The 22,486-nt window shown below is 60.1% G+C and carries 18 protein-coding genes; 10 read left to right on the forward strand and 8 right to left on the reverse strand.

The features are described 5' to 3' along the window. The first annotated feature begins 86 nt into the window (after window positions 1-86). The 3 genes from BM110_RS08985 (at window position 87) to BM110_RS08995 (ending at window position 2,988) form a co-directional block, all read left to right on the forward strand. Window positions 87-1,013 (forward strand): AraC family transcriptional regulator, encoded by a 927-nt coding sequence (locus BM110_RS08985; protein WP_092250189.1) that lies wholly within the window; start codon window positions 87-89, stop codon window positions 1,011-1,013. Window positions 1,014-1,132: 119 nt separating this feature from the next. Continuing rightward, window positions 1,133-1,744 carry an FMN-dependent NADH-azoreductase gene (locus BM110_RS08990; protein WP_093513197.1) on the forward strand — a complete coding sequence of 204 codons (612 nt, stop codon included), beginning with the start codon at window positions 1,133-1,135 and terminating at the stop codon, window positions 1,742-1,744. 206 nt (window positions 1,745-1,950) lie between these two features. After that, window positions 1,951-2,988, forward strand: a complete 1,038-nt coding sequence (locus tag BM110_RS08995) for an alpha/beta hydrolase family protein (protein ID WP_071488437.1) — start codon at window positions 1,951-1,953, stop codon at window positions 2,986-2,988. Here BM110_RS08995 and BM110_RS09000 read toward each other — a convergent pair. The 3 genes from BM110_RS09000 to BM110_RS09010 form a co-directional block, all read right to left on the reverse strand. Then, entirely contained in the window at window positions 2,982-4,157 is a 1,176-nt protein-coding gene (locus BM110_RS09000; RefSeq protein WP_092250184.1) for an MFS transporter, read from the reverse strand. The genes BM110_RS08995 and BM110_RS09000 overlap by 7 nt on opposite strands. A 194-nt stretch (window positions 4,158-4,351) precedes the next feature. Continuing rightward, window positions 4,352-5,938 carry an ABC-F family ATPase gene (locus BM110_RS09005; protein ID WP_083351449.1) on the reverse strand — a complete coding sequence of 529 codons (1,587 nt, stop codon included), beginning with the start codon at window positions 5,936-5,938 and terminating at the stop codon, window positions 4,352-4,354. A 142-nt stretch (window positions 5,939-6,080) separates the two neighbouring features. Continuing rightward, the gene (locus BM110_RS09010; RefSeq protein WP_092250282.1) at window positions 6,081-7,319 is read right to left on the reverse strand and encodes an MFS transporter; all 1,239 of its coding nucleotides are present in this window, start codon (window positions 7,317-7,319) and stop codon (window positions 6,081-6,083) included. A 154-nt stretch (window positions 7,320-7,473) separates the two neighbouring features. Between BM110_RS09010 and BM110_RS09015 the strand changes: the two genes are divergently transcribed. Next, complete coding sequence (locus BM110_RS09015) at window positions 7,474-8,286, forward strand: class I SAM-dependent methyltransferase (protein ID WP_092250181.1); 813 nt, start codon at window positions 7,474-7,476, stop codon at window positions 8,284-8,286. A 31-nt stretch (window positions 8,287-8,317) separates the two neighbouring features. Here BM110_RS09015 and BM110_RS09020 read toward each other — a convergent pair whose 3' ends face one another. Further along, entirely contained in the window at window positions 8,318-8,707 is a 390-nt protein-coding gene (locus BM110_RS09020; RefSeq protein WP_071488433.1) for a TIGR03067 domain-containing protein, read from the reverse strand. A gap of 283 nt (window positions 8,708-8,990) precedes the next feature. Here BM110_RS09020 and BM110_RS09025 point away from each other — a divergent pair, with 283 nt between their 5' ends. Both BM110_RS09025 and lpxO read left to right on the forward strand, forming a co-directional pair. Beyond that, window positions 8,991-10,334 (forward strand): LPS O-antigen chain length determinant protein WzzB, encoded by a 1,344-nt coding sequence (locus BM110_RS09025; protein WP_092250178.1) that lies wholly within the window; start codon window positions 8,991-8,993, stop codon window positions 10,332-10,334. 258 nt (window positions 10,335-10,592) lie between these two features. Then, the gene (lpxO, locus tag BM110_RS09030; protein WP_092250175.1) at window positions 10,593-11,492 is read left to right on the forward strand and encodes a lipid A hydroxylase LpxO; all 900 of its coding nucleotides are present in this window, start codon (window positions 10,593-10,595) and stop codon (window positions 11,490-11,492) included. A 16-nt stretch (window positions 11,493-11,508) separates the two neighbouring features. Here lpxO and ligD read toward each other — a convergent pair whose 3' ends face one another. After that, a complete protein-coding gene (ligD, locus tag BM110_RS09035) occupies window positions 11,509-13,974 on the reverse strand; it encodes a DNA ligase D (protein WP_093513198.1) in 2,466 nt (821 codons plus the stop codon). 3 nt (window positions 13,975-13,977) lie between these two features. After that, entirely contained in the window at window positions 13,978-14,811 is an 834-nt protein-coding gene (locus BM110_RS09040; RefSeq protein ID WP_092250168.1) for a non-homologous end joining protein Ku, read from the reverse strand. A gap of 185 nt (window positions 14,812-14,996) precedes the next feature. Here BM110_RS09040 and BM110_RS09045 point away from each other — a divergent pair, with 185 nt between their 5' ends. Then, window positions 14,997-15,311: a hypothetical protein gene (locus BM110_RS09045; RefSeq protein WP_093513199.1), complete on the forward strand. Its 315-nt coding sequence runs from the start codon at window positions 14,997-14,999 to the stop codon at window positions 15,309-15,311. Between the two features lie 12 nt (window positions 15,312-15,323). Further along, window positions 15,324-16,481: a PQQ-dependent sugar dehydrogenase gene (locus tag BM110_RS09050; protein WP_093513200.1), complete on the forward strand. Its 1,158-nt coding sequence runs from the start codon at window positions 15,324-15,326 to the stop codon at window positions 16,479-16,481. Window positions 16,482-16,552: 71 nt separating this feature from the next. Here BM110_RS09050 and BM110_RS09055 read toward each other — a convergent pair whose 3' ends face one another. Further along, the gene (locus tag BM110_RS09055; protein ID WP_071495778.1) at window positions 16,553-17,032 is read right to left on the reverse strand and encodes a nuclear transport factor 2 family protein; all 480 of its coding nucleotides are present in this window, start codon (window positions 17,030-17,032) and stop codon (window positions 16,553-16,555) included. A 53-nt stretch (window positions 17,033-17,085) separates the two neighbouring features. Then, a complete protein-coding gene (locus BM110_RS09060) occupies window positions 17,086-17,649 on the reverse strand; it encodes a TetR/AcrR family transcriptional regulator (RefSeq protein WP_093513201.1) in 564 nt (187 codons plus the stop codon). Window positions 17,650-17,774: 125 nt separating this feature from the next. Here BM110_RS09060 and pssA point away from each other — a divergent pair, with 125 nt between their 5' ends. Beyond that, window positions 17,775-19,118: a CDP-diacylglycerol--serine O-phosphatidyltransferase gene (gene pssA, locus BM110_RS09065; RefSeq protein ID WP_093513202.1), complete on the forward strand. Its 1,344-nt coding sequence runs from the start codon at window positions 17,775-17,777 to the stop codon at window positions 19,116-19,118. Window positions 19,119-19,469: 351 nt separating this feature from the next. Further along, window positions 19,470-22,439, forward strand: a complete 2,970-nt coding sequence (locus BM110_RS09070; protein ID WP_139220319.1) for a hypothetical protein — start codon at window positions 19,470-19,472, stop codon at window positions 22,437-22,439. Window positions 22,440-22,486 lie beyond the last annotated feature (47 nt).

Genomic DNA, 22,486 nt, shown 5'->3' on the forward strand with positions numbered 1-22,486 from the left:
AATGTGCTGATTGCCTATTCCTATGAGGCCGTAGCCTGGATGCGGATTGCGCGCTACCGTGGCACTTTGCACTGAGGCCAGGATCCATGGACCGTACAGACAGAATCATCGCGCTGATGGACACCCTGGCGCCTGTCGAGGGCTATAACCTCAGCGCTCTGGATGACGTGCGCTTCCTGCGCTCCAACCGCCCGTTGCAGCGGGTGCCGGTGCTGTATGACCCCGGCATCGTGATGGTCTGCCAGGGGCGCAAGCGCGGTTACCTGGGGGATGAGGTTTACCTGTACGACGCCCGGCATTACCTGGTGGTGTCAGTGCCGGTGCCGTTCACCATGGAGACCGACGCCAGCGAAGCCGAGCCCATGCTGGCGGTGTACCTGCGCCTGGACTTCACCCTCGCGGCCGAACTGATGGTGGCGCTGGATGAGTTTCCGGCGCTGGTCGATGCCAAACCGCGGGGTATGTATTCATCGCCCATGGATGACTTGCTCAGCGAGTCGCTGTTGCGCTTCCTGCAAGCCATGGGCACGCCGATGGACGCGCACATCCTCGGCCCGGCGTTGATGCGCGAAATCTACTACCGGATCCTTACGGGCGAGCAGGGCGGTTCGATGCGCGCCGCGTTGAATCGCCAGGGGCAGTTCGGCAAGGTGGCGCGGGCGATTCGCAAGATCCATGGGTGTTATGCCCAGCACCTGGACGTGGAGGCGTTGGCCCGGGAGGCGATGATGAGCGTGCCGAGCTTTCACGCGCATTTCCGCACGGTCACCGACACCTCGCCGATGCAGTACCTCAAGTCCACGCGCCTGCACCAGGCGCGTTTGCTGATGCTGCGCAGCGATATCAGCGCCGCCACGGCAAGTGCCAAGGTCGGCTATGAAAGCCCTTCGCAGTTCAGTCGCGAGTTCAAGCGCTTCTTCGGGCGCACACCCCAGGCGGAAATCCAGTGGATGAAACGCACCTATGCGTTGCCGGCGCCTACGTCGGCGTCGATTTACGTGTCGTCCCATTGAACATTGTCCTGCTGGCGGGACAAACAGTCGCGTTTCAATGGTCTAATCCTTTATTCGGATCATCTGTAGGATGAACCTCACTCGAACGCCCCACGGCGATCCTCACTTGGAGATTCCGCATGAAACTGTTGCATATCGATTCCAGCATCCTCGGCGACAACTCGGCGTCCCGTCAGCTCAGCGCGGGCGTGGTCAAGGCCTGGCAAGCGGCTGAACCGGGTGTGGAAGTGACCTACCGTGACCTGGCCAGCGAAGGCATCAACCACTTTTCCGGCGCAACCCTCGGCGCCCTAGGCACCGCCGCCGAACTGCGTGATGCCGCGCAGAAGCATGAGGCTGACCTGAGCGCTTCGTCGCTGGCTGAATTCCTCGCCGCCGACGCAGTAGTAGTTGGCGCACCGATGTACAACTTCACCATTCCAACCCAGTTGAAAGCCTGGATCGACCGTATCGCCGTCGCCGGCCAGACTTTTCGCTACAGCGAAGCCGGTCCTGAAGGCCTGTGCGGCAACAAGAAGGTCATCATCGTGTCCACCGCGGGCGGCCTGCACGCCGGCCAGGCCTCGGGTGCTGCCCATGAAGGCTACCTGAAGCTGCTGTTTGGCTTCCTGGGTATCACCGATATCGAAATCGTACGCGCCGAAGGCCTGGCCTACGGTGATGAAGTGCGCAGCAAAGCCCTGAACGACGCCAACGTGGTCATCAACGAACAATTGTTCGCCACCGCGTAAGGCTTGTGTAAATTCCGCCTTTGCTCGGTTTCATTCTGAAGCCGGGCGCCTAAACTCTGTATTCTGCTCGCCTCAAAGCGAACGGAGTACGGAGTTTTTTCGTTTGTGCGTTGTCATTATTTTGGCCCAGGTTGTGCAAGCATGGGTTTAACACCCTGGACTTTTTTCGATATGTCGGTTCTCACGCAGCAAAGGTGGACATCCCCATGATGCGTCTTTGTGCCGTTATGGTTCTTTCCCTGCTCGGCGGCCTGATTTCAGTGCACGCCGCACCTGCGCCGCACCCGCATTGGAGTGTGGGCTTCCATCGCATGACGTTTCTGGATCCGTTGGACCTGCAGCCGATGAAAGCCGTGGCGTTCTACCCGTCCACCGGCCTTGAGCACACCACGCAACTGGGCGCCTACCACGTCGCCGCTACCGAAGACGCCAAGATCGCCATCGGCCGTTTCCCGATGCTGATGCTGTCCCACGGCAACACCGGCACGCCGCTGGCGCTGCATGACCTGGCCACCTCCCTGGCGCGCAAGGGCTTTGTAGTGGTAGCGGTGCTGCACCCTGGCGACAACTACAAGGATCACAGTCGCCTGGGCACGGTGAGCAACTTGTACGGGCGGCCGATCCAGATTTCCGAAGCGATCACCGCCACCCTGGGCGACCCGATGCTCTCGCCATTCGTCAACGTGGACCAGGTGGGTGTCATTGGCTATTCAGCCGGGGGTGAGACCGCGTTGATCCTGGCCGGCGCCAAGCCGGATTTCGACCGCCTGCGCCGGTATTGCCAGGAGCGTCCGGAAGATCGCGACGCATGCACCACCAAGGGTGAACTGGTGGTGGACCGTGATGACCTGCAACCGCAATCCGACCCGCGCATTCATGCCTTGATGTTGATGGCACCGCTGAGCCTGATGTTCGGCCGTCACACCCTGGCCGATGTGCATGTGCCCGTGCTGCTCTACAGCGGCGACGGTGACAAGTTGGTGGCGGTGGACAAGAACGCCGCCGCGCTGGCGCGCAAACTGCCGGAGCCGCCGGACTTCAAGCTACTGGCCGGGGCAGGGCACTTCGTGTTCATGGCGCCGTGCGACAGCGATCAGTTGGCAACAATGCCGGCGATCTGCACGGATGCCGATGGGGTTGATCGCGAAGGCATTCACCGCGACCTGATCTCCGAGGCGGGGCGGTTCTTCAGTCACACCCTCGGCCAATCTACCCGGGCGGGCTTGCAGACAGCTGATCAGTAAGCGCGGCGCATAAGCAGCAGGGTCACGCCCAGGGCCGTGACCGACAACAGTGCGGCACAGAAGAAGATCCAGCCGTAGCCGAGGTTCAGCGCCACGGCGCCCATCAACGGCCCGGCAATCGCCAGGGCCAGGTCAAAAAACACCGCATACGCACTCAGTCCCGCGCCACGGCTGCTGTTGGGCACCTGCTTGATGGCTTCCACACCCAGCGCCGGGTACACCAGCGACAAGCCAAAGCCGGTCAGCCCGGCGCCGATCAATGCCACCCCGGTGGACGGCGCCAGCCACAGCAGGGTCAGGCCGAGGGTCTCGATGGTCATGCAGGCAACGGCTGCGCGAAAACCGCCGAAACGGCTGATGGCAGAGATGAATACCAGTCGCGACAGGATAAAGCACACGCCGAATACCGTGAGGCAGTAAGCCGCGCCGGCCCAGCCTCGATTGAGGTAGTACAGGGTGATAAAGGTGGTGAGGGTGCCGTAGCCAATCGAAGCCAGGCACAGGCTGGCGCCAAACGGCGCGATACGTCCGAATACCGCCCAGAACGGCAGCCGTTCGCCACGTACCACCGGCACCGAGGGTTTATTGCGGATCAGCACCAGCCCTAGCGCGGACAATACCGTCAGTGCGATGCCGAGGCTGTTGTAGCCATACTCCGCGACCATCACCACACCCAGCGGTGCCCCAATCGCGATGGCACCGTAGGAGGCAATACCATTCCACGAGATCGACCGTGCGGTGTGTTCCGCACCCACCGCGCCCATGCACCAACTGATGGTGCCCACGCCGATCAGCCCCTGGGCCACCCCCAGCAGCAGCCGCGCGACGATCAGGATGCCCAGGCTCAACGATGGCAGGCTTGCCACCAGCGTGGCGAAGAACGTCAGTACGCCACTCACTAGAATCCCGGCCAGGCCCAGCACAATCGCGCGCTTGGTGCCGACGTTGTCTGACATGCGCCCGGCCATGGGGCGGCTGAGCAGCGTCGCCAGGTACTGCGAGCCGATGGTGATCCCGGCCACTACCGCGCTGAAACCCAGTTGTTCGTGTACATAGCCAGGAATCACCGCAATCGGCAGGCCGATGCAGATAAACGCGATGAAGGTGTAGAAGACAATGGAAACGATCTGCAGGGTGATCGATATCGAGCTTGGGGCGGCGGCAGGCATGGGCACTCGTTCGCGGGCGGGCGGTGCGGGCATGATGGCAAGGGCGCGGGGGAAAAGGAAGCTGGCTAACGACTTTGTCTGATGAATAGGCTTTGTGCGGTAAACGATGCTGTTGTGGCGAGCGGGCTTGTTGTGGCGAGCGGGCCCGCTCAATCACAACAGGCCCGCTTGGCACGGCTTTTTGGCGGAGTGCTTTAGAACACCACACCCTGGCTACGCAGGTAGTCGTCATAGCTGCCGCTGAAGTCGATCACGCCGGTGGCGCTCAACTCGATGATACGGGTGGCCAGGGACGAGACGAACTCACGGTCGTGGCTGACGAAGATCAGCGTGCCCGGGTAGTTCTCCAGCGCCAGGTTCAGCGCTTCGATGGATTCCATGTCCAAGTGGTTGGTCGGTTCGTCCATGATCAGTACGTTCGGCTTTTGCAGGATCAGCTTGCCGAACAACATGCGGCCTTGCTCACCACCGGAAATCACCTTGACCGACTTCTGGATCTCGTCGTTGGAGAACAGCATACGGCCCAGGGTACCACGGATCATTTGCTCGCCCTGGGTCCACTGGCCCATCCAGTCGAACAGGGTCACGTCGTCTTCGAAGTCATGCGCATGGTCCTGGGCGTAGTAGCCCAGTTCCGCGGCGTCGGTCCACTTGATGCTGCCGGCGTCCGGGGTCAGTTCGTTGACCAGGGTGCGCAGCAGGGTGGTCTTGCCGATACCGTTCGGGCCGATGATCGCCACGCGTTCGCCAGCTTCGACCTGGAAGCTGAAGTCCTTGAACAGCGGCTTGCCGTCGAAGCCCTTGGCCATTTTTTCGACCATGACTGCCTGGCGGTGCAGCTTCTTGTTCTGCTCGAAACGGATGAACGGGCTGACCCGGCTCGACGGCTTGACTTCGGCCAGCTGGATCTTGTCGATCGCCTTGGCACGGGAGGTGGCCTGCTTGGCTTTGGAGGCGTTGGCCGAGAAGCGGCTGACGAAGGATTGCAGTTCGGAGATCTGCGCCTTCTTCTTGGCGTTGTCCGACAGCAGTTGCTCGCGGGACTGGGTCGCCACGGTCATGTACTCGTCGTAGTTGCCCGGGAACAGGCGCAGCTCGCCGTAGTCCAGGTCAGCCATGTGGGTGCACACGCTGTTCAGGAAGTGACGGTCGTGAGAGATGATGATCATCAGGCTGGAGCGCTGGGTCAGGATGTTTTCCAGCCAGCGGATGGTGTTGATGTCCAGGTGGTTGGTCGGTTCGTCGAGCAACAGCACTTCAGGATCGGAGAACAGCGCCTGGGCCAGCAATACGCGCAGTTTCCAGCCAGGAGACACTTCGCTCATCGGACCGAAGTGCTGTTCCAGGGGAATGCCCAGGCCCAGCAGCAGCTCACCGGCGCGGGATTCGGCGGTGTAGCCGTCCATCTCGGCGAACTCGGTTTCCAGCTCGGCCACGGCCATGCCGTCTTCTTCGCTCATTTCCGGCAACGAGTAGATGCGGTCGCGCTCGGCCTTGACCTTCCACAGCTCTTCATGGCCCATGATCACGGTGTCGAGCACGGTGAATTCTTCGTAGGCGAACTGGTCCTGGCGCAGTTTACCCAGGCGTACGTTCGGTTCCAGCATGACCTGGCCGCCGGACGGGTCGAGGTCGCCGCCGAGGATTTTCATGAAGGTCGACTTGCCGCAACCGTTGGCACCGATCAAGCCATAACGGTTGCCAGCGCCGAACTTGACCGAGACATTCTCGAAGAGCGGCTTGGCGCCGAACTGCATGGTGATGTTAGCTGTGGAGATCAATTACTTTACCTATCAATGGGTTGCGAGCGTGTTGGCAAGAGCCTTCAGGCATGCGTCAACAGCGACATCAAGGCGCGAAACCCGGTCGCTGAGCAGAAAATGGGGGATGTATGTTGGAATTTGGCGCGCATTGTCGCATATGTCAGGCGACAGTTGTATGTCCGGCGAAGGAAGGTTTCTCCAAGGTCTCCGGCATCGCCAGCCATAACAACGCCAAGGCCAGCGCCGCAACGCCGGCAAGCGTCAGGAAGGCAGCGTTGTAGCCGGCTTGCTGCACCACGAAACCCGCCAGGCTGCTGCTCAACGCCGCGCCCAGGCCAAACACGGTGGAGAGGGCGCCCAGGCTGACGTTGAAGCGACCGGTGCCTTGGGTCAGGTCCTTGACGATCACCGGGAACAGCGCGCCGAAGATCCCCGCGCCAATGCCGTCGAGCATTTGCACGGCCACCAGCCAGTAAGGATCATTGGACAAGGTGTAGAGCACGCCGCGCAGCGGCAGGATCATGAAGCCGATCATCAACAACGGTTTGCGCCCCCACAGGTCAGCCTTGAGCCCGACCAGCCAGGCCATCGGTACCATCACCAACTGCGCGGCGACGATGCACGCCGAGGTCAGCGGCGTGGCCATCTGCAGGTTGATCTGCGACAGTTTCTGGCTGACCAGCGGCAGCATGGCGGCGTTGGCCAAGTGAAACAGGGCGCAGCAAATGGCAAACAGCAGCAGCGGACGATTGGCCAGCAGTACTTTCATCCCGGATGGTTGTTCATGGTCGGTGTGATGTTCCGGGTCGAAGCCGCGAGCCACTTCATGGTCGATGGCCTCGGCGGACACACAGCTGATCGCAATGATGCTGGCGAGCGCCATGAACGCCATCAGGTAAAACACCACCACCGGACCAAACAAGTAGGCCAGGCCGCCGGCCAACAGGGCAGCCACGGCATTGCCGGCGTGGTTGAAGGTTTCGTTGCGTCCGGTGCGGCGGGTGAACGCGCGCGGTCCGGTGATTCCCAGGGAAATCGCGGAAATCGCCGGCGCGAACACCGAGGCAGCGACAGCGCTGGCTGCCTGGGTCAATGCCACCAGGCTGAACGAGCTGACAAAGGGCAGCATCAGGCAACTGACGGTCACCACAATGGCGGCCAGCGCAATCACCGCGCGCTTGCTGCGGGTGCGGTCGATCAACGCGCCCGCCGGGCCTTGGGTGATCAATGCCGCGATGCCTGCCAGGGTCATGACCACGCCGATGCTGGCCGGGTCCCATTTGTGCACGGCCAGCAGGTAAATGGCCAGGTAGGGACCGAGGCCGTCGCGCACATCCGCGAGGAAGAAATTCAGGCTGTCGAGGGACAAGGTATTACGCAGGTCGGAATGGTTGGCCACGGCGAGCACTTCGCAAGCGGTGTTCAAGGACTGAACACGCATTGCGTTAGTGACCCGTTGGCCTTGCGTTAAGTTTCGTGCATTAGCTGGGTTTTATTCCGTGGGGACATGGCTTATTTTCTGAGCCCCTTTTTATGGATTACCTGGAGACGCAATGGACATGCCCTCAGCTCAACAGGCAATTGCCTGCAACAAAGACGCCTGGGATCAATCGGCCGGCCTGCACAAGACCACCGACACCTGGAACGCGTTGCTCAACAGCGTCGGCCAGGCGGACTTTTCCTGCCTGGACCCCACGATTACCGGGCTGCTGCAAGACATTGGCGTGGCCGGCAAGGACGTGGTGCAGCTGTGCTGCAACAATGGCCGCGAAAGCCTGTCGCTGTTTGGCCTGGGCGCGCGTTCGGTGGTAGGGGTGGATCAATCCCCGGCGTTCCTCCAGCAGGCCCGGGAGTTGGCCGATGTCTCGCCGCACAACCCTGAGTTCATCGAGAGTGACATCCATCATCTGCCGCCAGCGTTGCACGGGCGCTTCGATATTGCCCTGGTTACGATTGGGGTGTTGGGCTGGATGCCGGATGCAGCGCTGTTCATGCAGCATGTTGCGCGCACCCTCAAGCCGGGGGGCACGTTGGTGATGTATGAAACCCACCCGTTTCTGGAGGTGTTCGATCCCCGGGCGCAAAACCCATTCCTGCCGGCCAGTTCCTACTTTCAGCGCGAGCCGTTCGTGCTGCAGGAGTCGATTGTCTATGAAGGCCAGGGTGAAGTGGCCGGACCGACCTCCTATTGGTACGTGCATACCTTAGGCGACATAGTCAGTGCCGCGATCGGCGCGCAGTTGCAGATCGGCCACCTGCAGGAATATCCCCATTCCAATCGCGAAGAACTGTACGACCAGTACGAGCACCAGCCCGCACAATTGCCGATGTGCTTTACCTTGACCGCCACCAGGCGTCTTGAGTGAGAGGGCTTTTCCAAAAGCAAAAACGCGCTGGTCAGGCGCGACGCACGAAAGTACGCATGGTTTGACCTGGGCCGGTATTGAATATGATTGGCCTGGGCATGCCTTCATCTGCAGCGATAAAAACGAATTCATCCCCTTCCAGGCGATAGCTTGCGGGCAATCGCTTGCCGGCATCTTCGCCGATGGAATCGATCCAAGTGATGCTTTTAGGAAGTGTGCGGCTGTCGAGGAAAAACTGGCCAGCCAGGAGCACTTCACCATTGACCGTCAGCACTTCAAATTGGTCACCGCTGATGGTGGTCAGTGCACCGGGCGCGCTATGGGCATCGTCAACGGGGTTTGGCACGCCGTTGTCTTCAAGGGCGATTTGCTCCCAAACGCCTTGGAGCAGTTGGTAATCCGGATCGCGAGTAATCGGCATAGAGAGTCCTTTCGGGTTTATTTCGGTTTTAAGGCAATTATTCAACTGAAGTTGTCTATTCTTATGACAAGCATATTTCCAGTCGTTGATGTCTGTAGGAATATTTACGCAACGCGCGGCGAACATAGTTTAATGGATTGGGATTTTTCATTACCCTGAGTTGTCAGATTGCTCCGAAGACTTGTACATCGGTGTCGCAGGGCGTTGCCCCTGGCCCTTCAACGGGCTTTCCAAACATTTGCGGTGATGGCCGTTTAATGTCATTTTTTTAGGTGAGCTAATTTTGAATCGAAACGTCCCGCTTCATGTGACTCCTTCTTCAGATGAAATTGACCTGTACGACCTCTTTCATTCGATCTGGCGGCAAAAAAGACTGGTCCTTGGGTGTGCGATCATTGCGGGGGTTTTGGGGGGCGGTTACGCGCTTTTGGCGCCCCGGACTTATGAGGTCAGCAGTGTATTGCGTCCTGCCGCGCTGAATGAGCTGGACGCGTTGAACCGTTCCGAGGTTTATAAGCTACCGCCCGCCGATGCGCTGTCAAAGGTGGGGTCGCAATTGGACTCTTACGAAACACGGCTGGAATTTTTCAAGTCGCACCAGCAATTGTTCAAGGCATTTCAGAAACCAGGCCAAAGCCTGGAGCAGTCTTTCGAAGACTTCAATCGCAACGCGGTCAACCTCATTCTGCCTGACCCCAAAAAGGCTGACTCGTTGAGCAGTTACATCCGCCTGGAGTTGCAGTACCCCGCCGATGTCGATGGTGTGGCGATTCTCAACGGGTTTGTCGATTACGCTATTAGCGCCGAGCGCGAGCAAGTGGGCGCGGACCTCAAGGTGATCGTCAATAACCGCTTGAACGAGCTCAAGGGCAAGATTGATGCCGCTCGCGCCAATTATGAGAACGAGAAAGAGTCGAAGATCGCCTCACTGCTGGAAAGCGACCGGCTCAAGCGTGCCCAGTTGCAAGATGAGCTCAGTGCGCTGCGTCTGCAGATGAAGATGGAGCGCAGTGATCGGCTGGCAGAACTGACCGAGGCCATCGCCATTGCCAAGTCCCTGGGAATCAAAACCCCGACGACGCCGTCGGCAATGGCGGATGCATCACGCGGTGGGAGCGGGCAGGTCATGCGTACTGAAGTCAACAACCAGAAAATCCCGCTGTATTTCATGGGCTCCAATGCGCTTGAAGCGGAGCGCGATGCACTCCAGCGACGCACCAGCGACGATTTCACCAACGCCCGCGTCGCCGAGATCGGCAAAGAATTGCAAATGTTAGAGGTGAACCGTAAGGTCGAGGTACTGCGCAGGCGCGACAATGAGGACATTTTCCTGCAGGATGTCGAACCGCTGCGTGCCGAAGTCGCGCGGTTGCGCAACTTGAACATCGATATGAGCAACCTCAAACTGGTGACCATTGATCGTCGCGCCCAGGAGCCGCTGGCGCCGATAAAGCCGAAGAAAGCGCTGGTGGTTGCCTTGAGCCTGACTGCAGGGCTGGTGCTGGGGCTGGTCATCGCGTTGATCCGCTACGTTGTGCAGAATCGTGGACAACCGGCACCTTACTCGCCGCTGGAAGAGGGGCGTTTTTCCCGCCGAGAGCGCAAGGACGATGAACCTTTGCTGTAACAGCATCGCGCACAACGGCGGTTCATGCCCAGTGGTTGTGCGCCTTCGCAACATCCGTCAGAAGACAGCTTTTCACAATTCTTAGTTAACTTTTGGTTACAACCTGTGGCTAAATAACTGCAAAGGGCCACGCGCCGGGTGGTCACTCAGCCGGTCGTGCCGATTGTGTGAATTGTGATTTCAGGTGCTGCTATCCATCCTCGTCCGTTGTGGGCACGCAGGAGCAGCCTGTTCTCTTCTGACTTGTGACGAAATCCCTTGAAACTCATCATTGTTATTCTCTACGTTGCCTCGATTGCGTATGTACACCTGCGTGGGCGGGTGCGGCACAAGCTGGGGCGCCAACTCAGTGATCATTCGACCTTCCTGGCGCCGATCAACTGCTTTCTCTACCTCTTTTCCAGGCTGCCCAGCCGACCTTACCTGTCGCCCAGCGATTTCCCGGACCTGAGCCCGCTCCAGGAGCATTGGCAGGAGATTCGCGAGGAAGGCCAGAACCTGCTGCGCGCCGGCGAAATCAAGCGCTCGGAACAGTACAACGACGTAGGTTTCAATTCGTTCTTCAAGTCCGGCTGGAAGCGCTTCTATCTGAAATGGTATGGCGACAGCCACCCGTCGGCGATGAAGCTGTGCCCGCGTACCACCGAGCTGGTGCAGGGCATCGGTTCGATCAAGGCCGCGATGTTCGCCGAACTGCCGCCGGGGTCCAGGCTGGTGCGCCATCGCGACCCGTATGCCGGCTCGTATCGCTATCACCTGGGCCTGGACACGCCGAACGACCCGGGCTGCTACATCAACGTGGACGGTGAGAACTACTACTGGCGTGATGGCGAGCCGGTAATGTTTGACGAGACCTACATCCACTACGCGGAAAACACGACGCAGCAGAACCGCATCATTCTGTTCTGCGATATCGAGCGCCCGATGAAATACCGTTGGGCCGCTGCGTTCAATCGCTGGTTCAGCCGCAACGTAATGGCGGCTGCGGGCTCGCCCAACGATGCCGGTGACAAGACGGGCGGGCTCAACCGCGCCTTCACCCGGCTGTACAAGATTCGCTTGCGCGGCAAAGAGCTGAAAAAGCGCAACCGTACGCGTTATTACCTGGAAAAATGGGCGATCTTTGCAGGGTTGGCCGCCATTTTCCTGCTGATCTGAGTGCTTCGGGCGCCATTCACTCCGGTGGATGGGCGTCCAGTTTGTCCCACATCTTTTTGCTGATCTTCTGTCGATTGGTATAGCCGTCCCAGGGATCGTTCTTCAAGCCGTCCAAGCGCTGCTGCAGATTGGCGACGGTCCATTGTTGGGCCCCGCGCAATCCCTTCAATTCCTCGCGACTGACCGGTACCGACACCGGCAAACCTGGCCGCGCCCTTACCGAATAAGCGGCCACGGTACTGGCGCCCCTTGCGTTGCGCAGGTAGTCGATGAAGATCTTGCCCACCCGGTTTTTTGGCCCTGACGTCGCGGTGAAGCGTTCGGGCAGTTGCTCGGTCATGAATTGGGCAATCGCTTTGGCGAATGCCTTGACAGTGTCCCAGTCATCTCGGCGCGCCAGCGGCACGACCAGGTGCAGGCCTTTGCCGCCACTGGTTTTGACGAAGGCTTGCAAGCCCAATTCGTCCAGGACCGAGAGGGTGAGTTGCGCCGCTTCCAGCATGCTTTTCCACGGCAGCGCCGGGTCGGGGTCGAGGTCGAGTACAAACAGGTCCGGAGTTTCGATCTTGTCGACAGTGGCGCCCCAGGTATGAAACTCCACGGTGCCCATTTGCACCGCCCCGAGCAACGCCTTGGCACTGTCGACTTCTATCAGGCGCGCATGGCCGGGATCGAGTGCCTGTTCCAACTGCTTGATGTTGGGAATGGCCAGGCGCTCCGAATGTTTCTGGAAGAACTGTTCGCCGTCGATGCCTTCGGGTGCCCTCAGCAGTGACACGGGACGGTGACGCAGAAAAGGCAGGATCCACTCGCTGATGCTGTTGTAGAACTGCGCCAGTTGCTCCTTCTGCATGCCGCTCTGCTTATCGATTACGCGGTCCGGGTGGGTGATTTTCACGGTGTCAGTGGTTTTTTTCGCAGGTTTCATGGATTTGACCGTGCGCGGTTGCTCATGAATGACCTGTGCGGCCGGTTTGTCGGTGCGCATCGCGACAAACGCCGCCTGGCGGATCACCCCCTCACGGGTCCATTCGGCAAACTGCACTTCGCCGACCAGTGTCGGTTCCACCCAGTGCACGTCACGGGCCTGGGCGCTGGTCAGGGCTTTTTCAAGCGGCGATGACTTACGCTCCAATGGCCTGAGTTGCGCATGGATCGCCTTCAGTGACGCTTGATCAAACCCGGTGCCCACGCGTCCGGCGTACACCAATCCCGAGGTGTCATTCACTGCCAGCAGCAGTGCACCGAAACCACTGCGCGAGCCCTGCGGACGGGTGTAGCCGACGATCACGAATTCCTGGCGCAGGCGGCATTTGAGCTTGACCCAATCGGTGTTGCGACTGGACACGTATGGGCTGCCCAGGCGCTTGCCGATGACGCCCTCGAGGGCCAGGTCACAGGCGCTTTCAAAGATGTCCCGATGATGGGCAGTAAAGGCTTCGGAGAAGCGTAATAGCTTGCTTCTGCTGCCGGACAACGCAGTCTTCAGCGCTGCACGGCGATCTTCGACGGGGGCCTGGCGCTGATCCTGGCCATCCAGGAACGGCGCATCGAACAGGTAGTAGACAATGTCCAGGCTGCGTCCGATATCAAAGGCGTTCTGCAGCGCCTGGAAGTCCGGAAGGCCATCGCCGTTGAGGCTGACCACCTCGCCATCGAGCCAACTGTCCTTGAGCTTGAGGGCTTGCAAGGCCTTGGCCTGGCGCGGCAGGCGGTCGGTCCAGTCGTGGCCGTTGCGCGTGAACAGCCGCACCTCGCCGTCGCGGATGCGCGCAAGCATGCGGTAACCGTCGAACTTGATTTCGTACTGCCAATCGCCCTCGGGGGCGCGATCCACCAGGGTGGCCAATTGCGGGGTGAAGTGCTCGGGGAGGGCGACGCTGGTTTTTCGGGCTTTTGCGCGTGGTTTTGGCTTACTCAGCGAGGCGTCGCTGAGCACGCTGTCGGGCTGGGCCTGGACAATATCGTAGTCTTGGGCAGGTCGTGCCTGCGCGTCTTTTTCCTTGATCAGCAGCCATTGTTCCTTATCGCCGCTGCCTTTCAGGCGTGTGCGGACCAGTGTCCAATCGCCGGACAGCTTTTCGCCGACCAGGGTGAACTTGAGCTTGCCGGCGGCGTAGGCCTTGCGCGGGTCGTCATGGGGTTGCCACACACCGCGGTCCCACACGATGACGTCCCCGGCGCCGTATTGGCCCGCCGGGATACTGCCTTCGAAACTGCCGTAGCTGAGAGGGTGATCTTCGACATGCACGGCCAGGCGCTTCTGCGTCGGGTCCAGGCTCGGGCCTTTGGGCACTGCCCAACTGAGCAGTACGCCATCCAGTTCCAGGCGGAAGTCATAGTGCAGGTTGCGCGCGTCATGTTTCTGGATCACGAAAGACAGCGCCGAAGCGTTGCGTGTTCCTGCGGGCGCACTGCCCGCCGGTTCGCCGGTGACGCCGAAGTCGCGCTTGCGGTTGTATTCGCTGAGGGGCTTTGGCATGGCTTATGACGCCTTGGTGGTTTTCTTCGCGGCGGGCTTCTTGGCGGGTTTGCCGGCCAGGCTGCGCTTGAGTAACTCCGTCAGGTCGATCACATCGGCGGACTTGCGCTCTTCACTGTCCTGGCTGGTTTCCACATCCTCGATCTTGCCGGCCTTGGCCTTCTTGGCCACCAGCGCCATGATCTTTTCCTGGAAGCTGTCGCGATATTCATCGGGCTGCCAGTCGGCGCTCATGTCGTCGACCAGGCGCTTGGCCATGTCCAGTTCACCCTTGGCCAGGCTGGGTTTGGTCACGTCGCTGCCCAGTTCCAGTTCGTCCAGGCTGCGCACTTCGGCGGGCCAGCGCAGCATCACCAATACCAGCGCCGACTCCAGCGGCATGAGTGCCGCCAGGTGCTGCTTGGTGTGCAGGACCACGTTGGCCAGCGCGACTTTTTTGGTCTTCCTCAGCGTTTCCCGAAGCAGCGCGTAGACCTTGCCACCGCGCTTGTCCGGTGCCAGGAAGTAGGGCGTGTCGATGTTCTGCAACGGGATCTGGTCACTGGCGACAAACGCGATGATCTCGATGGTCTGGGTCGACTTGGGGTGGGCCGAGCGGATTTCCTCTTCGCTGAGCACCACGTAGCGGCCTTTCTCGAAGGCCACACCCTTGACGATGTTGTCTTTGGTGACTTCCTTGCCGGTGGTCTTGTTGATGCGCTTGTAGCCCACCGGGTCCATGCTGCGCTTGTCCAGCCAGTCGAAGTCAACGCCCTGCGATGACGTGGCCGAGACCAGCGAAACGGGGATGTGCACCAGGCCAAAGCTGATGGCGCCTTTCCAGATAGCTCGTGGCATCGGTGCGACTCCTTGAGTAGAGGGGGTGTTCTGGTGACTCGGTGCCGATATGAAAAGTTTCCCCTGGCAGATGCGCGGACAGATCGTGTTACACCTGATGAGAAACTATTTAGTGTCGAAAGCCGAACCCAAGGCGTAGCGTGTTATCGAAAGCACGTACTCCTCACTCCCGAGAGGCTTTGTCAATGAACACTTGTATGCGTCACGTTGCAGCGCTGCTGTTGGGTCTGGCCCTGATCCCCATGGCCCAGGCGCAAAACCTGCCCGGCAGCAACAACGCCAACAACGGCCCGATCCACCGGGCCAACCCCAACAGCATGCAGGGCACCCAGCCCAACGCGCCGGCGATTCGCGGGATTCAGACCGGGCCGACCACGCGCACACCGACCCTGGAAAACGGCGGCATTGGCAACAGCTACCCCAAGCGCGACGCTGCGCCCAGCCGCCCGGCCACCGAAACCAAAGCCCCCACTTATGATGCCAACGGCAATCGCCGGTAAGGATTCCGTCTTATGTTTCTACGCAAAACCCTGCTAGCCGCGCTGTGCGCAACCTCTCTGCTGCCGTTGACGGCCAGTTTCGCAGCCGATGCCCGGCAGTTCCCCAGTGAACAAGGCAGCATCACTGTCACGCCGATCGCCAAAGGCCTGGACCATCCCTGGGCCGTGGCTTTTCTACCGGACAAGCAAGGCTTCCTGGTCACCGAGCGGCCTGGCCACCTGCGTTTTGTCAGCCCGGACGGTAAATTGTCCGCGCCACTGACGGGCGTGCCTGAAGTGTGGGCGAAGGGGCAGGGCGGCTTGCTGGACGTGGTGCTGTCGCCGGACTTCAAGCAGGACCGCATGGTCTACCTTTCCTACGCCGAAGGTGGCGGCAAGGGCGGAACAGCCGGTACTGCGGTAGGGCGTGGACGTCTGGCGGCTGACCTCAGTGGCCTGACCGACTTCAAAGTGATCCTGCGCCAGGAGCCGAAGCTGTCCACCGGCAATCACTTCGGTTCACGCCTGGCCTTCGACCGCGACGGTTATTTGTTTGTGACCCTGGGCGAAAACAACGACCGCCCGACCGCCCAGGACCTCGACAAACTGCAGGGCAAGGTGGTGCGCATCTACCCCGACGGCCGCGTGCCGGATGACAACCCCTTCGTCGGCCAGCCAGGCGTGCGCCCGGAGATCTGGTCCTACGGCCAGCGCAACCCCCAGGGCCTGGCGCTGAATCCCTGGAGTGGCACGATCTGGGAAAATGAACATGGGCCACGCGGGGGTGACGAGATCAATATCATCGAGCGCGGCAGGAATTACGGCTGGCCGTTGGCGACCCACGGCATCAATTACTCGCTGGCACCGATTCCCGAAGCCAAAGGCAAGACCGCAGAAGGCACCGTGCCGCCCCATCATGTCTGGGAAAAATCACCGGGTATCAGCGGCATGGCATTCTACGATGCAGACCGCTTCAAGCCTTGGCAGCACAATGTGTTCATCGGCGCGCTGGCCAGCCAGGAACTGATCCGCTTGCAGTTCGACGGTGAAAAGGTGATTCACGAGGAGCGTTTGCTGGGCGCTTTGAAAGCGCGGGTTCGCGATGTACGGCAGGGGCCGGATGGCTTTTTGTATGTGCTGACAGATGAGGATGATGGCGTGCTATATCGAGTCGGCCTCAATCAGGACTGAAGCCGACAACAACCTGTAGGAGCCCGGCCTGGCGGCGATGGCGATTTCAGCAACGCCATCGCCGCCACGGTTTACAGACCCAGGTCAGACAGCCCCGGGTGATCATCCGGGCGCCGTCCCAGCGGCCAGTGGAACTTGCGCTCGCTTTCCTTGATCGGCATGTCGTTGATGCAGGCAAACCGATTGGCCATCAGGCCGTTCTCGTCGAATTCCCAATTCTCGTTACCATAGGAACGGAACCAGTTGCCCGAATCGTCGTGCCACTCATAGGCATAACGCACGGCGATGCGATTATCGGTAAACGCCCACAGCTCCTTGATCAGCCGATAATCCAGCTCCTTGGCCCATTTACGGGTCAGGAAGCCTTTTGCTTCTTCGCGGTTATGGGCGAACTCGGCGCGGTTACGCCACTGCGTGTCGAGGGTGTAGGCCAGGGACACCCGGTGGGGGTCGCGGGAGTTCCAGCCGTCTTCGGCCAAACGCACTTTTTCGATGGCCGATGCGCGGGTAAATGGCGGCAGGGGCGGACGTGTTTCTGCAGTCGATGACATGGGGGCAGTTCCTCAAACAATCAGGGTGTGTTGAAAGTTGCGCCGTTGTGCGATCAAAGTCCCAACAAGGTTTGCGCCATGCATTGCGCATTATCGGCAGCTGTTGAATCGCCCATCACCAGGGCAACGGTAATGGCGCCATCGATCAGGATCAGCAGGTGCGCGGCCTGCCGCTCAGGGTCGGGGGTGCCATGTGCTTGACACAGTTCGAGCAGGTACTCGAACAGTTTCTGTTTGTGGGTCTTGGCCAACTGGCGTACCGGATCCTGCGGGTCGCCGGTTTCGCCGCTGGTGTTGATGAAGGCGCAGCCGCGGAAATCGGCGGAGCCAAACCAGGTTTTAAGTGCATCGAACACCGCCAGCAGGCGTTGGCCGGTGCCTTCGCTACACTCCACCTCTGTGCGCAGCCACTGCATCCAGCGCTCGTCACGACGCTGCAGGGCGGCAATCACCAGATCGTCTTTATTGGCGAAGTAGCGGTAGATGCTTTTTCGCGAGACACCAGCGGTTTTCACCAGGAAGTCCATGCCGGTGGCGGCGATGCCATGGCGATAGATCAACTTCTCGGTGACGTCGAGGATGATGTCGCGGGTTTCATTACTGGTCATATCGTTCATGTCGTGAACAGTAGAACGATCGTTCTTCTTGGTCAATTAAATTTTTTCCATGCGTCACAGCAAGACCTGGGCCCACCCATGGTGTAAGCTCGGGGCCTCTTCGGATTCGACCCATTGCGAGCCTTATGCCGTCGTTCTTCAAACGCTCCCTGTTGCCCAAACTGCGCGGTTTCCCCCTGACTCCTGATGCGATTGACGTGCTGTCCGGCGCTGCTGCCTATCGTCGCTGCCTGCTGGAGAAAATCTCCCAGGCCACACGGCGTATCTACATCGTCGCGCTGTATTTGCAGCAGGACGAGGCAGGGCAGGAGATCTACGACGCCCTGCACGCCGCCAAGGCGGCGCGTCCGGAGTTGGATATCGTGGTGGTGGTCGATTGGTTGCGCGCCCAGCGTGGCTTGATCGGCGCCGGCAAGCAGCCGGGCAACAGTGCCTGGTACCAGGCCATGACCCAGAGCCACAGCAGTGAAGTGCCGGTGTATGGCGTGCCGGTGCAAACCCGCGAGCTGTTCGGCGTGCTGCACCTCAAGGGCTTTGTGATCGACGACAAGGTGCTCTACAGCGGCGCGAGCCTGAACAACGTGTACCTGCACAAGTTCGACAAATACCGCTACGACCGCTACCACCTGATCCACAGCCAACCGCTCGCAGACTCCATGCAGCACCTGGTGGAGCACGGCCTGGTGGCGTCCAAGGCGGTGCATCGCCTGGACTTGCCCAACCCGCCCACTACGCGCAGCCTGCGCAACGACATCGGCGACCTGCGTAGCCGTCTCAAGCACGCGGCATACGACACCACCGCCGGGCAATTGCCCAACGGCCATCTGTCGGTCAGCCCGCTGTTGGGCGTGGGCAAGAACAATCCGTTGAGCCGAGTGATCCTGGAGCTGATTGCCAGTGCCCAGCATCAACTGACCATCTGCACGCCATACTTCAACCTGCCGCTGCCAGTGACCCGCGAAATCAACCGCGCCCTGGCGCGTGGCGTGAAGATCGATATCATCGTCGGCGACAAGACCGCCAACGACTTCTACATCCCGCCCAGCGAGCCGTTCAAGGTGATCGCCGCGCTGCCGTACCTGTACGAGATCAGCCTGCGCCGTTTCGCCAAGCGCCATCAGCGCGACATCGACCACGGCCAGTTGAACCTGCACCTGTGGCACCACGACGACAACACCTACCACCTCAAGGGCATGTGGGTCGACCAGCGCTACACCTTGCTCACCGGCAACAACCTCAATCCGCGCGCGTTTCGCCTCGACCTGGAAAACGCCTTGCTGATCGATGATCCCAAGAGCGAGTGGCTGGAGCCGAGACGTACCGAGTTGGCGCAGATTTTCCAGCACACCACGCGAATCGAGCGTTACCAGGACTTGCAGGCGTTGCCGGACTACCCGGAGGCGGTCGGCAAGTTCCTGCGCCGGGTCAGCCGGGTACGAATCGAGCGATTGTTGTATCGAATTCTCTAGAGTCTCTGCCCGATTTCATCGCTGGTTTTAGGCGTCGGCTTATAGAACGGCTGCCTTTTCCCCTCTTACAGTGCCTTCCAACCGTTCAAGGAGGCACGGCTTTTCCCTCAATGGATTTGCCATAAAGAGGATAGCAACATGCCATCTATTCTTGCCCAAAGCGGTTCGGTCATCTGCGCGCCAGCCACTCCGGCGCCTGACCTGGCGCCCATGTCCCAACCTTCAATTTCCCTTGTCCCATACAACCCCTGCGAAACTGTCCCTGAACGCCCCGGTACGCCCGCAATTGCGGCGCCCACCTGGACATTACCCATGTCGCCCAGTGCCACCGGCACTGTCGGAGACTCCACCTTGGCTGAGCGTCTGGCACAGGCCCTCGACAGCGGCCAGAATAGTGTGGCAATCCCTGATGACAGCAGTCTCGGTGCGGCCTTGGCCCTCTACCGCCAGTTGCTTGATCAACCGTCTTCTCAGTCCTGGTTCTCGCTCAAAGGCCTGGCAATGGACACCCTGACACTGCGCAAGGATCGCGTAGAGGGTTTCACCGCCGCGGGGGGCATACGCACTCCCGTAGCGTTCAGCAGTACTGACGACAGTGGCTGGGGGGAGGCGAGCCGGCATCTACGGGCGATGTGCAATGTGCTTGACCCCGACGATAAGGGCTTGCCTTGCGTCAGTCTTGATGAGCCTCGTATGCCCCTGCACGTCGTGCTGAACGCCTACGGCCTGGATCCCGGTGAATCCACTGAACAGAAGCGGGCACTCAAAGGCCAGGTGGCGGCGCATGGCTTGACGGTAGCTCCTCGGTTTTTGGCCGCGCTCGACGATGTGCGCGGCGTGATCAGTGACCTGGATGAGCGCGCTTTCCTGGCGAATTTGCTTGAAGAGCAGGTGCAGCCACTGGCGGATAGCCGTGCTACCGATTGGTCAACACTGAAGATCCAGCCATCGCCGGCCTCTGCCAAGGGTATGGGGCCCCACTCCAGCTACGATGTTGCCCAATTGCTTGAGCATAAGGGGTTGGGCGTACCTCGTACGGCTGCGGCGACCCGCAACGTCATTCGGTGGTTGCGCACAGTCCTGCCACCGGCCCCGCCCTTGGGTGATTATTCTGGGTTGGTCCCGCTACAACCGGGCGATCCGGACTACAAACCGCTGGCTACGCTCGCGATGTACACCCCGGCAACACTGAGTGCCGATCCCGACGCTCACCTTGGGAGGTTGAGCCAGGGCCCGGACGCTGTAGCGTTTGGCAACATCCTTGTTGCGGTTTTGCAAGGGCCTGCGGGTTCGATAGGCGGTTACGCGCTTTACAGCCCCAGCAATGCGGGACGCACCCTGGGTGAAGTCCGCCGGGCTCTGGAGCAGTATTTGTGTGACAACAAGGCAATGGACCCAAGCCTTGCGTTCCTGGTGGCCCATGTGGCGCTGGCGAGGAAAGCCCCCGAGTTTCTGGTCCGGGACTTACCCGAGGGCATCAAGATCGGCACATCGGCGTGGACGGAATTGCGACTTGGCTGTGCGATGGCTGAACGCATGTTGCCAGGCACCTCCCGGATGATGGATGAGCAGCAGGTCTGCGCACTGACGGGCCTGGAGCCTACGTCCGATGGTCAACGCACCCTCATGCAGGAGCAAGCCCTTGGCATATTGCTTGACTGGGGAGTGCTCAATGGTGTCATACCGGACAAGCCTCAAGGCCGGCATACTCAGGAGGATCTCAAGAAAACGTCGAGTGTGTTCTCGCGGCAACGGACACTCTCGGCTCGTTCGTTCAACCGTTTGAGCACCGCCTTGCCGTCGCGCAGGCAGATGGCGACCCAAGAGTTGCTCAAGGCCGTGCCTCAGACCAGCCTCAGCCAATTGGAGGCGATGAAGGTTCATCTCCCCGACTCCGACGAACGCCGCAACCTGAGGCGCTCCGAACCGCGTACGCGCTCGCTGATCGAGGCGTACATGAGCGGCGATCTGACCAAGGACAGATGGGTCTTGACCACCGATATGTCCAACGCTGGCAAACGTTCGAATACCCCCTATCGGCATATTGATGAGTCCTCTACGAATTCGGCAGCGGCTCGACAAAAGCTCAACGAAATCATCGAGCGGCTTCCCGCCTTGGACCCCCTACTGGAAAGCGCCGTCACCCGTCACCACAACGATCAAAAGATGGGCTTCGTCACCAAGCTCAAACTGATGTTCGCGGGGTTGCCGTTGGTCGATCGCCAGCGCATCGAACTGGGCAGTGTGGAACTGTTCACGTTGCGCAAGGCCACTGGCAAACAGCAGGTGTGGGAGTCGGACCAGGACCGAGCGGCGGTGACCGCGCGGCAGGGGATATTGATGCGTGTAGTTCACGACAATACTGTCACCTATTACGAAGTGCTCTACAGCGCAAACATCGTCAAACACGACAGCCTTGAGGTAACGAATGCCCTGGATAAGGTGGCCTCGGACAGAAGCTACCTGGCAAAGTACAAATTGCTTGCAGACAAATACATCCGTCGCGGTCATGACGTCGGCCTGGATTTCAATGCGTATGCCAGCGGTGCACCGGCACGCGAAGGCGTCAGTTCTTCCGACGTCATTCTCGATAAAGTCGGTGTTACCAGGGGGCCGCGCCCACTCCCCGAAAACGTGACCAGGGAAACGTTTGTTCCTGATACCTATCAGTCAGACCGTATCGAGGACATTGCCGTTGAAATCACCGAACGCAATTTCTACGAAAGTGCCGAGGACATGCTTGCACGGGCAAAGGGCCAGTTATCCGTGGAAAAAAGCCGCGAGGCCCATGCGCGGGATGTCAACCTGCTGCTATCGCTGGTTCCCTTCGTCGGTGCCTATCAGGACTTTCGCGATGGTAATTTTGGCAAAGGCCTGCAAAGTCTGGCGTTGGACGGCGCAGGTTTGATGATCGGTGCGGGAGGCCAGGCACGGTCGCTGATCCGTTCGCTCAAGACCCTGGCAAAAAACACCAGCCGGCCGTCCATCGGCAGATTCAGCGCTCGCGTCGCCCCGAGCACCCCAAAGGTTGCCTGGTCCTGGAACGAACCCAAGGTGCGCTTCAGCGACGCCGCATTTGATTTTTCCAAGCAGACAGCACTGTTCTTGAACGCGGTCTTCAATCCGGTGGATGGTTATCCGCGCCTGATCAGTGCCGCGTCCAAAGGCCTGTCCAAGTTGTCCAGCCGGGGCGCTGTCAGTGCGGGCTTGAGCAAGGCAATGCCTCACCTGATGACGGTAGACGAAAAAATGCGCTGTTATTTTCTGGTCGGTATGGGCCAGGTAGACCCTACCAAACCGCCCGGATCGCAAGCTGCTTGAGCATAGCGACCGCTGCGCCGCTGATGGCTGAGCGGTCGCCGGGCCCC

Source organism: Pseudomonas sp. NFPP28 (assembly GCF_900115535.1).
GTDB lineage: Bacteria > Pseudomonadota > Gammaproteobacteria > Pseudomonadales > Pseudomonadaceae > Aquipseudomonas > Aquipseudomonas extremorientalis.